The sequence below is a fragment of the Tenggerimyces flavus genome (genome assembly GCF_016907715.1).
Lineage (GTDB): Bacteria > Actinomycetota > Actinomycetes > Propionibacteriales > Actinopolymorphaceae > Tenggerimyces > Tenggerimyces flavus.
This window is the reverse complement of sequence record NZ_JAFBCM010000001.1, coordinates 2,131,603-2,144,779: the sequence shown is the minus strand read 5'-3', so window position 1 is coordinate 2,144,779 and position 13,177 is coordinate 2,131,603. Positions and strand designations below refer to the sequence as shown.

The following is a 13,177-nucleotide window of genomic DNA, read 5'->3' as shown; positions in this document are numbered from 1 at the left end:
GTCAGCTTGGCAGGATGACGGAGCGGGAGAGGTTGCGCGGCTGGTCGGGGTCGAGCCCCTTCGCCGCGCCGATCTCGATCGCGAGCCGCTGGATGCGGACGAGCTCGGCCATCGGGTCGCGGTCCGGAACGTGAACGACGAGCGCGCCGATGCGCTCGACGTCCTCGGCGAGACCGGTCGGCGGCTCCCCCAGGAACCAGACGACGGAACTCTCGTCGGTGATGCTCATAGGGCCATGACGGTACTCCATCGCGGGGTACGCCTCGGTCCACGACAGCGAGGCCTCGCGCATCTTCAGCGCGGCCTCGTTGGCGAGCCCGATCGTCCAGCCGGAGCCGAGATAGGTGAACTGCTGCTTGCCCGTCGCGCCGTCCGGCAAGGGCTCCTTGACAGTCTGCTCGACGTCGGCGAGCGCGTTGGTGAGGTCCTCGCCGAGGTGCGTACGCAGCAGCGCGAGCGCGGACGTGGCGAACCTCGTCTGCACGACCGAACGCTCGTCGGCGAAGTCGAGCACGACGTTCTGGTCGGCGAGCTCCATCACCGGAGTCGTCGGGTCGGCGGTGATGCCGAGCGTCTTGACGGTGCCCTTGAGATCGCGCAGGACACCGAGCACCTCGGTCGTCGTGCCGGATCTGGTCAGCGCGACGACCCGGTCGTACGCGCGACCGCGCGGGAACTCGGAAGCGGCGAACGCGTCGGTCTCACCCAGGCCGGCGCGCTCGCGGAGCGTGGCGTACGCCTGGGCCATGAACCACGAGGTGCCGCAGCCGACGACGGCGACGCGTTCCCCCTTCCGCGGGAGGGCCTCGGCGCTGGCGGCGGCCAGGTCGATGGCCTGGCGCCAACTGGTCGGCTGGCTGGCGATCTCCTCGGTGGCGAACTCCACGGGATCCCTCCCCCTCGGTGGGCTGGCGCTTGATGGGGCCGAGCATAGTGCACCCGAGAGTTCGTTAGTGATTGGTCTAGTCGAAGTTTGAGCATAGATGTGCACTTACGGGCAGATCTCCCGCAGGCGTGGCCGGTTCGGTCCAGTGCGCGGCGAGTTCGGATGGTGCAGAATGCGCACACTCTATGATCGGTTCTCCAGCTGCATGCGCAGCTTCGAGCAGTACGTGGGCCGGGACGGTGACGGATGAATCGGTACGAACGGCTGAACGCCATCCTGGAGCTCGTCGCCGAACGCGGTCGGATCGACGTCGACACACTCGCCTCGGAGCTCGAGGTCTCGACCGCGACGATCCGGCGCGACCTCGACCACCTCGCCCAGCAGCAGTTCCTCACCCGTACCCGAGGCGGCGCGGTCGCCCACAGTGTGGCGTACGACCTCCCGCTTCGCTACAAGACCGCGCGGCAGGCGACCGAGAAGCAGCGGATCGGCAAGGCGGCGGCGGATCTGGTCGGCACCGGCATGGTGGTCGGCCTCAACGGCGGCACGACCGCGACCGAGGTGGCGCGCGCGATCGCGACCCGGACCGACCTGCGCACCGGCCCCGGCGGGCGGCGCGCGGTGACGCTGGTGACGAACGCGGTGAACATCGCGAACGAGCTGACGGTGCGCCCGCACGTGAAGATCGTCGTGACCGGCGGAGTGGCGCGGCCGCAGTCGTACGAGCTCGCCGGCCCGCTCGCGACGCACATCCTCGAGGGCGTCTCGCTGGACCTCGCGATCCTCGGCGTGGACGCGATCGACCCGGTCATGGGCGCATCGGCCCACCACGAGGGCGAGGCGAACATCAACCAGCTGATGGCCTCGCGCGCCCGTTCGGTCGTGGTGGTGGCGGACTCCTCGAAGATCGGCGGCCAGGCGTTCGCCCGCATCCGGCGGACGGAGGAGATCGACGTGCTGATCACCGACGCCGGCATCCCCGACGACGCTGCGCGCAAGTTCGAGGAAGCCGGCGTGAAGGTGATGATCGTCTAGCTCACGTGCGAGGGCTAGGACTGGTCGATCGTGCTGCGCACGTCCACGGGCTGGAGGCGGATGAGGACGCGCTGGCGGCTGCGGTCCCGGTAGTCGGTGCCGAGGTAGCGGTTGGACAGCCGGTCGATGCTCGCCTCGCCGCCCGGGTCGTCGGTCTCGATCAGCGTCGCCCGTACGACCACCCGGCGCCACATGTTGGTCGGGTCGACGAAGAGCAGCTCGGCCTTGCCGTCGCGCTCGATGTGGCCGAGCCAGTCCGAGCCGCGCCAGCTGTTCAGCCAGAACTCGCCGTCTCGATACTCGTACCAGGCCGTCGTGAGCTTCGCGGTCCCGTCCTTGCGGGTCGTGCCCACGGTGACCGGGATCTTCTCCGCGAGGAACGCGACCGTGGCCGCGGAGATCTCTGAAGTAGCTGACATGCATAAAGAATGCATGCATAATAAATGCATGTCCAACAACACGTCTCAGTCCTCGGACACTGTCCCGAGCGCACTGGTGACGGTGGAGTACGTGATGTTCGCGGCGCACTACCTGCGGACCACGTTGAATGCTCAGCTGGCGGAGGCGCGTACGTCCGTGCCCCGGACCCGGCTGCTCACGGCCCTCCGCGGCGACGAGCCCCGCCGGATGGGCGACGTCGCGGCCATGCTCGGCGTCACGGGCCGGACGCTGACCGTTCTGACCGACGCGCTCGAGCAGGAGGGCCTGCTGACCAGGCTGGCCGATCCCAACGATCGCCGCGCCACCCTGCTCGCGCTCACCGGCGCCGGCCGCGAGCAGCTGACGTGCTCGCACCAGGTGCGGATGGACCAGAGCGAACGGGCAGTCGAGAACCTCACCGAGAAGGAACGCCAGACCCTCGTACGTCTCGTGGGCAAGCTCACCGGAGGCCGCACCCCCGACTGCTGCTGACCTCGTGCTCGGCGCGTTCGGCCAAGAGCAGGCCAAGACCAGAAATTCTCGTTGCCGCGTTTGCCACCTCCCAGTAAGTTTCAAGTACACGTGAAAGGAGGTGGTCCAGCAGATGCATAGCTCTGGGACTCGTGAGGTGGCTACCCGTTAGCTGCCGTCCTTGCAAAGGGACCGACTGCCGGACCACCGGCTCCGCCCTCCACGCGTCGCGAGGCGTGTGACAGGACAGCGGCCGGCGAATACCTGGTAGCCACCGGACCCGCGGGCGCTGGAAACTTGTCCCTCCAGCACACAAAAGCCCGCGGGTTTTCCCATGCCCGGATTCCGGACGCGTCGCCGTCAGAGCCACGTCAGACGGATCTGCTCGAATCGGACTGCCAGCTACCTCGGGCTGGCCACGTGCTCCTACGAGCCGCGCTTCTCCTGGACCGTCCGCTACTGGTGAGCTACGGCGCCAGGCGTTCGATCATCCACTCGCCCGACTCGAGGCGGTAGCGCAGGCGGTCGTGCAGGCGGCCGTGGCGGCCCTGCCAGAACTCCACGGCCGCTGGTCGCACCCGGTAGCCGCCCCAGAACGGGGGCAACGGGACGTCGGAGCCCTCGGGGAAGCGCGACTCGATCGACGCGTACGAGGCGTCCAGCTCCCGCCGCCCCGACACCACGGTCGACTGCGGGCTCGCCCAGGCCGAGAGCTGGCTGTCCCGCGGCCGGGTGCGGAAGTACGCGAGCGACTCCTCCTCCGACAGCTGCAGAACCGAACCCGTCACCCGGACCTGGCGTTCCATCGCGTGCCACGGAAACACCAACGCCGCTTGCGGGTTCGACGACAGGTCGGACGCCTTGCCGGACTCGTAGTTCGTGAAGAACGCGAACCCGTCCGCCGTGACACCCTTCAGCAGCACAGTTCGCGCCGACGGGACGGCGGAGGCGGACGCGGTGGCCAGGACCATCGCGTTCGGCTCCGGTACGCCGAAGATCAGCGCGTCGTGCAGCCAGCGGCGGAACTGGTCCAGCGGGTCCGGCGCGACGGCCTCTTCGGACAGCGCGCCGCGCTCGTAGCTGCGGCGCAGGCCGGCGAGGTCGGGATCGGGCCAGCGGTGCGGTTCTTCCACGCCACCTGACCCTACGGGTCAACCCACCAACTCTGCGACGGAGTCGATCTCCCAGCTCCACGAGTCGTGCCGCTCGACCGCCGAGCAGGTCAGCGCCCGGGGCTCGTTGCCGTCGTCGCGGCACCGTACGCGGACCCGCGTCACCGCGCCGCGCACCGACAGGTCCACGTCGAACACGTCCTCCGACACCTCGACCGACCCGACGAAGCCCACGGCATCGACGTCCAGCAGCCCGAGACGCGACCGCAGCAGGAAGTCCGCCGCCTGTCCCTCCTCCGGCGTCCCGGATCGCCCACGCAGGAACGGCATCGCCAGCTCGCACCGCTCGTACGCCTCGACGACGCCCAGCGCGTCAGCGGGGCCGACGTGCCCATAGAAGAGGCTGTGCGGCAGGCAGACGAGGTTCGGCGCGAACCTGTCGCCGCCGACATGCGAGCACTCCCACGTCTCCTCCGGGCGAAGGGCGGCGAGCGCCGAGGCCAGCGGACGGCCACGCACCGCGCAGCAGGTGTCCTTGCTGCCGTGCGTGCAGACGAGATACAGCGGCCAACGATGCCGAACGCCCAACCCTGGTGGGGAATCCGCCAACGCCACCGAGGGATCGAGCGACTCCAACGCGGAGAACGGAACCCGCTCCACCCATCCCGCGGACGACGACACGACGAACGCGGCACGCTCGTCCCCGGGCGCAGCGCGACCGTGCCGACGGATCGCCGTGACCTTCACCGGCCACTCGCGGGCACGTTCGAGCAGGTCGAGGCCGACGGGGAACTTCGCGAAGGCGTTCGGACCCCACGGCCCGGGCTGCTCGACCAGGATCCAGCCGCGCGTCATCCCGGCCTTGCCGAACCGCTGCTCCCCAGCCGACTGGGAGACCGCAGCGCATCCGAAGTACGTCACGCCAGCGTGCCCAACATCCGATCGAAGGCGTCGAGCAGCGTGAACGCCGTGCCGGGCGAGGACGTGCCGTACGGGATCGGGAACACGCGCCCGGCCCGCACCGCCGGCAGCCGCTTCCACATCGCGGTCTTGGTCAGCTCGGCGTTCTCCGGCGCGATCTTTCCGTCCGGCCCCGACGTCACGAGCAGCACGTCGGCGTCCGCGAGCAGGTCGAGCCGCTCGAACGAGTACTCCTGCGTCTGCTTCATCAGCGCGGCCGCGGCCGGCATCAGCTGCGCACCCGCCGCCCGCAGCGCGGTCAGGTCCGTCCACTCCGGCCCGTACAGCCACCACCCGCCGGAACCCGTCGGCGACGCGAACGCGAACCGTAGCTTCGCCAGCGCGGCGGCGTGCCGCTCCCGGATCCCCGCGGCCTTCGTGTCGTAGGTCCGCAGCAGGTCTCGAGCCTGCGGCGACCGGCCGAGCACGGTGCCGATCTTCGTCGTCACGTCCTTCAGCGACAGCCCCTCGAACGAGATCACCACGGTCGGCGCGATCGCGGTGAGCTTGTCGTACATCGGCCGCTCGGTGTCGATCGTGCGCAGGATCAGGTCCGGGTTGGCGGCGGCGACCTGCTCCGGGTTCGGGTCGATGTAGTCGCCGATGCTCGGCACCTTGGCGAGCTTGTCGGCGTACGGGGCGCCCGCTCCGGCGTACGACGTTCCGGAGATGCCGACCGGGCGCAGGCCCAGATCGACGACGAGGAACGCGCCGTAGAAGTCCCCGCAGACGATGCGCGAGGGGGCGGCCGGCACCTTGACCGGCCCGAGGTCGGTCGCCGCCGTACGTTCCGCCGGCGGCGCGGGTGCGGCCGGCGCGGCGGCGCATCCGGCGGTGAGAACGAGGCCGCCCGCGAGCAGCTGTCGCCTGGACAGCGCCGCGACGATATCGACTGTGGCCTGCACCGGCCCCTCCCTGGGTTGCGTTAGTCAATGATGGTGAGGCTAGCCTAACCTGGGAACGTTTGCGCAAGTGTTGTCATGGGCGGGGAGATGAGCTCGAAAGAGAACAAGGCGCTGCTGCGCTGGAGCGTTCGCCAGGAGGGCCGGCGGATCGCGGTCGGCCTGGCCGCCTCGGTGGCACTGCAGACGGCGTACATCGCGATCCCGTGGTGCGTGGCGAAGGCGCTCGACGAGGGCATCACCCAGGGCGACTGGCAGACGACGCTGCGTTGGGCGCTGGTCGTGGTCGCGTTCGGCGTGCTGCTGATGGTCGGCGAGATCATCCGCGGCATCACGATGCGCATCGCCGCGGACAGTGTCGGCAACAAGCTGCGGATGCGCATCCTCGGGCACGCGCTCCGGCTCGACGCGCAGGCGCTGGACAAGTTCGGCCACGGCGACCTGTCCATGCGGGCGACGCGCGACGCCGACCTGCTGCACTTCTGGATCTACGGGCTGTCGCTTTGGGCGCAGGTGATCACGACGTTCGTGCTGGTCGGTGCCGCGATCGGGACGCTCGAGCCCATGCTGCTGCTTGTCGCCGGGGCCGCCGTCCCGTTCCTCGTGGTGCTCAACCTCGTGTACCCGAAGCAGTTCGGCATCGCGACCGGTGAGCTCGCGAACGCGCACAGCGCAAGGGCGAACGCGGTCGAGGAGCTGCTCTCCGCGACGGTCGCCGTCCGCGGCATCGGCGGCGAGACGGCGCTCGTACGCCGGCACGACGAGCACAGCGCGGTCGTGACCGACAAGACCCACAACACCGCGCGGATCGCGGCGAACTGGGCGTCGCAGGTCCCGATGATCCCCCGCCTCGCGATCGCGGCCGGCGTCGGTGTCGGCGGCATGGCGGTGCTCAACGGGTCGATGACGATCGGCGGGCTGGTCGCGTTCATCTCCTGGATGACGACGGTGACGATCGCGGTCGCGGTGCTCGTCCAGCGGCTCGACCAGCGCGCGCAGGCGCTCGTGTCGGCGGGTCGGATCGTCGAAATCCTCAACCTACGAACGGAACTCGCGCCGGACGCCGTCGACGACATCCCGCCCGGCGGCCGCATCGAGGCGCACGGCGTCTCGGTCACCGCGGACGGCCGGCGCATCCTCGACCCGGTCAGCCTCTCTGCCGGGCCGGGCGAGCTCGTCGCTGTCACGGGGCCGACTGGCTCGGGCAAGTCGACGTTGCTCCGCGTTCTCTCCTGGGCGCTGCGGCCTTCTGTCGGGCGCGCGACGTACGCCGGGATCGATCTGGCGTCGGTGACGCCGGATGCCGCGAGGCGACGGATCACGCTCGTTCCTCAACGCCCGTTGCTGTTGTCCGGCACGATCGCGGAGAACCTCCGCCTCGGCCGCACGCTCGGCGACGAGGAACTCCAATGGGCGTGCGAGATCACCACGATCGCCGAGGACATCGCCGAGTTCCCCGACGGGTACGAGACCGAGGTGGGCGAACGTGGCACGACGCTGTCCGGCGGCCAGGTGCAGCGGCTCGCGCTCGCGCGCAGCCTGCTGCAGAAATGCGACGTGCTGCTGCTCGACGACGCGACCTCCGCGGTCGACGTGACGACCGAACGCAAGATCCTCGAACGACTCCGCGCCCACGCTCAAGACACGGCGATCGTGTTCGCGACCCACCGTCAAGCTGTGCTTGACGTGGCGGATCGCGTTGTCACGTTGACGCTTCCCGACGAGGTCGGACCTGCACGCGAGGAGGCGGCTCAGCATGCCTGACAACTCGACGGTACAGACGCTCGAGCCGAAGCCGTCGACCGCGGGCACGTTCCGCGCGGCTTGGCCTTACCTGCGGGCACATCGCGGCATCGTCACCGCGGCTGTCCTGCTCAGCCTGGTGTCCACGTTCGCGGTCGTGATGATGGCGCCCGCGGTCGGGTTCGCGACCGACGCGCTCGTCGACAGGGACGGGCAGCGGCTGTGGGTCGGCGTCGGGTTGTTCGCCGGGCTGGTGGTCGTGCGGATGTTGCTGCTCCGCAACGCGGAGATCGCGTTGACCCGCGCGGGCGAACGGTTCGTCCGCGACCTGCGCGAGCGCGCGATCCGGCATCTCGCGGCGGCGCCGCTACGGTTCATCGAGGCTCACCGTTCCGGCGACCTGCTGCGTCGTACGACGGGCGAGATCACCGACATGGCGGGCTTCATCCGCCAGGACCTGCCCGACCTCGTGGGCGCGGTCGCGACGAGCGTGCTGACGGCGATCGTGCTGTGCACGTACTCGCCGCTGCTTGCTTTGGTGGTGATCGGGGTCTTCACGGTACCGATGGTGGTGATCTCGCGGTGGTTCAGTAAAGACGCGGGCGACGCGTACGGTGGCGAGGCCGCGGCGGAGGCGACCGTGGTGGCGACGTTCACCGAAGGCCTTGCCGCACGGGAGATGCTGCTGCAGACGGGCTCGACGGACAGCTGGATCAAGCGCGCGCAGCGGGACTCGGACTCGTTCCTCGACTCGGTCCGCAACCTCGTGCGCGTCGAGAACCGGCTCCACCTCGTCGCGCTGATCGAGGGCCTGACCATGGCAGCGCTGCTGCTGTTCGCGGGCTGGCTCGCGGTGCGCGGCGAGATCACCGTCGGGACCGTGGTGGTCTTCGTGCTCGCGAGCCGGAATTTGTTCGAGTCGCTGACGCAGGTGGTCGAGCTGGTGAGCCGGATGCAGAGCACGCGGGTCAACCTGGCCCGGCTGCTGAACCTGCTGAACGTCACCCGTACAGGCCTGCCGTCGGCCCGCGCGGAGGGCTCGGCCGTCCCGTTGCGCGGTGAGCTCGTCGCTCACGGGGTGAGCTACTCGTACGTGCCGAACGTCGAGGTGCTGCACGACATCTCGGTCCGCTTCACGCCGGGGACGCGGACCGGGCTCGCCGGGCGTACGGGGTCGGGGAAGAGCACGCTCGCGAAGATCCTCACCGGGTTGTATGTGCCGGATCGCGGGACCGTTCGCTTTGCCGGGCTCGACGTGACGGACATCCCGGTGTCGGTGCTGCGGCGTCGGATCGTGCTCGTCCCGCAGCAGGTGCACGTGGTCGCGGGCACGCTGGCCGACAACCTCGCGCTGGTGCCGGACGACCCCGGCCGCTCCGACGTCGCGCGGGCAGTGTCCGCGCTCTCGCTGGACGGTTGGGTCGCGCGGCTGCCGAACGGCCTCGACACCGAGCTCGGCTCCCGCGGCGAATCGCTGTCCGCCGGGGAGCGCCAGCTGATCGGCCTGATCCGCGCCGCCCTCGTCGACCCCGCGGTGCTGATCCTGGACGAGGCGACGGCCGACATCGACCCCGAGACCGCGGCGCGGATCGAGATCGCGCTCGACCGGCTGCGGTCGGACCGGGTGCTGATCGTGATCGCGCACCGCGAGGCGACGATCGAACGGCTCCCGACGTTGGTTCGGTTGAACGAGGGGCGCGTGGTTTAGGGCCGGCGCTCGCGCACTTTGCCTATGGAGGGGGCGTTCGGAGGGTGGTCGCGGGGGGTTGGGAACGGCCCTTTGGTGGGCAGCCGCACCCCTCGCGACCACGCCCCGGGCGGCGGATTGTGGAGGTGCTTTGGATGAAGGGCACCTTCATCCAAACCTATTGGATGAAGGTGCCCTTCATCCAAGGTCCCCGGGGGGTGTCGAGTGGCTCGACCTCTTGGCGAAGCCCTTCTGGTTCTGGTGCTGTTTTGGTGCGGTGTTCGCTGGGATCTCTCCGGGGGTTGGTGCTCTCGGGGACTGTGGCGGCGGTCGAGTGTGGTGGCCGGTCCGGGGCGCGTCAAGGGCGCCGTTCGGGGGCGCTTCGCGGACGGCGAACGACGTCGCTTCGCGACCGCGGAGCGGCCCTTGACTCGCACCGGACCGGCCACCTGTTTTCACGCGCCGCCCCCGCCCCCGGAACAGGTGTCCCGGGGCAGGCCTGCTTGCCGTTCTGGTCTGCTGCCGTGCTTGGGTCGCTTGTGGAGCCCCCGGTCTCTTGTGGCTCGGATGAAGCCGGGTGGTCCCGTCCCCGCTGTTTTGAATGAAGGGCACCTTCATTCAATAGGTTCGAATGAAGGGACCCTTCATGCGAACCTGCCCGGGCTGCAACGGGCGCCTAGGGTGCTGACCGCAGGTCGCGAAGCAGCAACTGTTCCGGGAGGTCGAGGCCCTCGCACAACGCCTGGGCCTCCCGCCAGCGCTCCGCCGCGGCGATCCGGTCGCCGGCCCCGCGCAGCGCCTGCCCGAGGACGATCAGCGCACGGACCTGGCCGATCCGGTAGCCCGTTGCCGTGTGCAGCTGCGACGCCAGCTCGCCGTGCGCGATCGCGTGCTCGTGTTCGCCGGCCTCCAGCCGGATCCCGCCGAGGACGACATGCGCGTCGCCCTCGAGGATCGCAAATCCGAAGTGATGCGCGCTTGTCGTTGCCTGCAAGCCGAAAGCGAGCCCCTCCTTCAGATCACCAAGTCGCTGGTACGCGAGAGCGAGACCCAACTGGCTCGAGGTCTCCGGATAGCGGGCCGACGTCTCGGCAGCAAGATGCCGTGCCGCGAGGTGCTGGCTGAGCGCCTCCCGCGCCGCGTCCATACGCAGCCGTACGGTGCCGAGAACGTTCAGCAGACCCGCCTCTGTATAGCGATCGCTCGTCCCCTTGACGAGCGCGACCGCTCGTTCGGCATGCTCGAGCGCGCTGTCATGCACGCCGAGATCGGACAACAGCAGAGCCAGCAGCCCGAGCGCGCCACCTTCCCCGTTGACGTTACCCACCTGACGATGGAGGTCGATCGCCTCCTCGAACGCCGACCGAGCCGAACCGAGCGAGCCCAGCCGGTGATGCAGCTCACCGAGGTGCGTGTGGTCGGCCGCCCGCCCGTGCAGATCGTCGATCTTCTCGTGGTGTCGCAACGCCTGCTCGAGATGCTCCCGCGCCTGCGACAGCTCGCCGCGGACGAGCGCGATGTGGCCGAGGTTCTTGAGGTTGAAGCCCTCACCGCGGACAGACCCCAGCCGTCGGTTGATCGACAGTGCCTGGACGTGGTGCGCCGCGGCGACGTCGAGGTCGCCGCGCTCGAAGTGCACGAGACCGAGGTTGGTGAGCGCGTTCACCTGTCCTGCTTGCCAGTTCGCCTTGCGGCTGAGACCGAACGCGCGTTGCTGGTGCTCGATCGCCTCGGCGTACTGGTTCAACGACAGGTACGCCATGCCGAGGCTGAAGTGCGCTGCGGCCTGGGCGTGGAAGTCGCCTGCCTCCTCGGCGAGCGCCTGCGCGGCCTGCGCGACCGCGAGCCAGTCGACGCTGTGCCGGCGCAGCCAGAAGTAGCCGCGGATCGCATCGGCGAGCAGCCACGCGGACGCCGGCCGTACGCCGCGGGCGGAGGCGTGCACGACCGCCGCGACGAGGTTCGTACGTTCGGCGTCCAGCCAACTCAACGCCGCGGTCGCATCGGCGTGCGTGGAACGGGGCGACTCCCGCACCTGAAGACGAAGGACCAACGGATACAGCAGATTCGCGGCGGCGCCCACCGCGTCGAGGTACCAGCCGTAGAGGCGCTCGACCGCCGCGGCACGTTCCTCCGCCGAATCCTCAACCACAGCGCGAGACTCGGCGTACAACCGAAGCAGGTCGTGGAACGAGTAGCGCCCAAGATCCACCTGGCCGACCAGATGCGCGGTGGCGAGCTGCGCCATCAACGCCCGCGCCTCAGAAGGCTTGCGGTCGAGGAGCGCGGCGGCTGCCTCGACCGTGACGTCCGGGCCGGGGACCAGGCCCAGCAGCCGAAACAGCTTGCGGGCTTGCGGATCCAGGCCCTCGTACGACAGGTCGAACGCACCACGGACCGCCACGTCCTCGTCGTCGCCGAGTCGCAGCGCGTCCAACCGACCGCTCGACTGCAGATGGTCGACGTACGACGCGATGGTCTGTTCCGGATGGACGGCGAGGCCGGCGGCGGAGATGCGCAACGCCAGTGGCAGCTTCGCGCAGAGCTGGACGAGCTCGGCCGCGGACGCAGGCTCGACGGCCAACCGTTCCGGTCCTAGCAACTCGGCCAGCAGCTCCTGGGCCTCGTCCGAGCTCAACACGTCCAGGGACACCAAATGCCCACCCTCACGGGCGATCAGGCCGCCGAGCCGCTGCCGGCTGGTCACGACCACCGCACACCCTGGGTTGCCGGGGAGCAGCGGCCGCACCTGCTCCGCGCTACGGGCGTTGTCGAGCACGACCAACACGCGCTTACCCGCGAGCAGGGAGCGGTAGAGCGCGGCCGCCTGGTCGACGTCGACCGGCACCTGGTTGGGACGCACTCCGAGCGCGCGGAGGAAGCCCGCGAGCGCGTCGATCGGGCGGAGCGGCGGCGCGGTCTCGAACCCGCGCAGGTTGACGTAGAGCTGCCCGTCCTGGAAGCGGTCGCGCACGCGATGCGCCCAGTGCACGGCCAGCGTGGTCTTGCCGACGCCAGGCGTCCCGGAGATCACGCCGATCGCGACCGCGTCGTCGGTGTCGGAGAGCAGTTCATCCAACGTACGCAGGGCATCCGAGCGGCCAGTGAACGCGCTCGTCGGCGCCGGCAGCTGGGCGGGAACGGTGCCGCGCGGCTGCTCGTCGCGGCGCGGCCGCGCGGCCGCGGTCGCCGGCGGCCCGGCGAGGAGCTGCCGGTGCAGCTCCTGCACCGTGGCGGACGGCTCCATGCCGAGCTCGTCGACGAGGTTCTCACGCAGCTCTGCGTACGCGGCCAGCGCGTCGGCCTGCCGACCGGCGGCCGCGAGCGCCCGGATCAGCAGCGCCCAGAACCGTTCGCGCAACGGGTGCGTGCGTACGTGCCCGCGCAGCTCTCCGATCAACGCCGCATGGCGGTCGAGGCGCAGGTCGACCTCGATGCGTTCCTCCAACGCGGCGAGCCTGCGCTCCTCGAGGTGGGCACCCTCGACACGTACCGGGTCGAGGTTGATGCCGTCGACGACCGGCCCACGCCAGAGCTCCAATGCCCGCGTCAGCAGTGCCGAACGTTCTTCCAAGCCCGCAACGGAATCGTCGGCGACGGCGGCCGCCTTCGCGACGAGCTCCTCGAAGCTGACCAGGTCGAGCTCACCGGCGCGGACCTCGATCAGGTAGCCAGGTGCTCGGCTGACCAACGGCTGCCGAGCGCCGAACGCGTCGGTCGTCTTGAGGACGCGGCGTAGCCCAGCGACGCAGCCCTGCAGGAGACCACGGGCGGTTTGTGGTGGTTGTTCGCCCCAGAGGTACTCGACGAGACGTTCCGCGGACACGACTCGGTTGGCGTTGAGCAGAAGGACCGCGAGCAATCCTCGTTGCTGCGGTCCCCCGATCGACACCTGCCGCTCGTTCTCGTCCACTTCGAGCGGTCCAAGAATGCGAAACCGCATGAGCCCCCCAGATCAGAG

At 69.8% G+C, this 13,177-nt stretch carries 10 protein-coding genes; 4 read left to right on the top strand and 6 right to left on the bottom strand.

Annotated elements, in window-relative coordinates; all coding sequences use genetic code 11:
* Position 1: 1 nt before the first annotated feature.
* Positions 2–886 (bottom strand): SIS domain-containing protein, encoded by an 885-nt coding sequence (locus JOD67_RS09880; RefSeq protein ID WP_205117132.1) that lies wholly within the window; start codon positions 884–886, stop codon positions 2–4.
* A gap of 246 nt (positions 887–1,132) precedes the next feature.
* On the opposite strand from JOD67_RS09880, the gene JOD67_RS09875 reads away from it, so the two are divergent.
* Positions 1,133–1,921, top strand: coding sequence for a DeoR/GlpR family DNA-binding transcription regulator (locus JOD67_RS09875; protein ID WP_205117131.1), 789 nt, complete (start codon positions 1,133–1,135; stop codon positions 1,919–1,921).
* Positions 1,922–1,935: 14 nt separating this feature from the next.
* Here the strand turns inward: JOD67_RS09875 and JOD67_RS09870 are convergent, their stop codons facing one another.
* Positions 1,936–2,340 carry a pyridoxamine 5'-phosphate oxidase family protein gene (locus JOD67_RS09870; protein WP_205117130.1) on the bottom strand — a complete coding sequence of 135 codons (405 nt, stop codon included), beginning with the start codon at positions 2,338–2,340 and terminating at the stop codon, positions 1,936–1,938.
* A gap of 28 nt (positions 2,341–2,368) precedes the next feature.
* On the opposite strand from JOD67_RS09870, the gene JOD67_RS09865 reads away from it, so the two are divergent.
* A complete protein-coding gene (locus tag JOD67_RS09865; protein ID WP_205117129.1) occupies positions 2,369–2,833 on the top strand; it encodes a MarR family winged helix-turn-helix transcriptional regulator in 465 nt (154 codons plus the stop codon).
* 446 nt (positions 2,834–3,279) lie between these two features.
* Here JOD67_RS09865 and pdxH read toward each other — a convergent pair whose 3' ends face one another.
* From pdxH to JOD67_RS09850, 3 genes are read right to left on the bottom strand one after another with little or no spacing between them, the layout of a single operon-like run.
* A complete protein-coding gene (pdxH, locus tag JOD67_RS09860) occupies positions 3,280–3,945 on the bottom strand; it encodes a pyridoxamine 5'-phosphate oxidase (protein WP_307782337.1) in 666 nt (221 codons plus the stop codon).
* 18 nt (positions 3,946–3,963) lie between these two features.
* Positions 3,964–4,845, bottom strand: coding sequence for a ferredoxin family protein (locus tag JOD67_RS09855; protein WP_205117128.1), 882 nt, complete (start codon positions 4,843–4,845; stop codon positions 3,964–3,966).
* Positions 4,842–5,789, bottom strand: a complete 948-nt coding sequence (locus tag JOD67_RS09850; protein WP_205117127.1) for an ABC transporter substrate-binding protein — start codon at positions 5,787–5,789, stop codon at positions 4,842–4,844. The genes JOD67_RS09855 and JOD67_RS09850 overlap by 4 nt, the downstream gene beginning before the upstream one ends.
* Positions 5,790–5,876: 87 nt before the next feature.
* On the opposite strand from JOD67_RS09850, the gene JOD67_RS09845 reads away from it, so the two are divergent.
* Positions 5,877–7,550 (top strand): ABC transporter ATP-binding protein, encoded by a 1,674-nt coding sequence (locus JOD67_RS09845; RefSeq protein ID WP_205117126.1) that lies wholly within the window; start codon positions 5,877–5,879, stop codon positions 7,548–7,550.
* Positions 7,543–9,237 carry an ABC transporter ATP-binding protein gene (locus tag JOD67_RS09840; RefSeq protein ID WP_205117125.1) on the top strand — a complete coding sequence of 565 codons (1,695 nt, stop codon included), beginning with the start codon at positions 7,543–7,545 and terminating at the stop codon, positions 9,235–9,237. Before JOD67_RS09845 ends, JOD67_RS09840 begins: the two co-directional genes overlap by 8 nt.
* Before the next feature lie 655 nt (positions 9,238–9,892).
* Here the strand turns inward: JOD67_RS09840 and JOD67_RS09835 are convergent.
* Positions 9,893–13,129, bottom strand: a complete 3,237-nt coding sequence (locus tag JOD67_RS09835) for an AfsR/SARP family transcriptional regulator (protein ID WP_205117124.1) — start codon at positions 13,127–13,129, stop codon at positions 9,893–9,895.
* Positions 13,130–13,177: the final 48 nt, after the last annotated feature.

Coding starts and splice junctions, on each gene's coding strand:
- JOD67_RS09875 (WP_205117131.1), top strand. CDS start 1,133: ATGAATCGGTACGAACGGCTGAACGCCATCCTGGAGCTCGTCGCCGAA.
- JOD67_RS09870 (WP_205117130.1), bottom strand. CDS start 2,340: ATGTCAGCTACTTCAGAGATCTCCGCGGCCACGGTCGCGTTCCTCGCG.
- JOD67_RS09865 (WP_205117129.1), top strand. CDS start 2,369: ATGTCCAACAACACGTCTCAGTCCTCGGACACTGTCCCGAGCGCACTG.
- JOD67_RS09845 (WP_205117126.1), top strand. CDS start 5,877: ATGAGCTCGAAAGAGAACAAGGCGCTGCTGCGCTGGAGCGTTCGCCAG.
- JOD67_RS09840 (WP_205117125.1), top strand. CDS start 7,543: ATGCCTGACAACTCGACGGTACAGACGCTCGAGCCGAAGCCGTCGACC.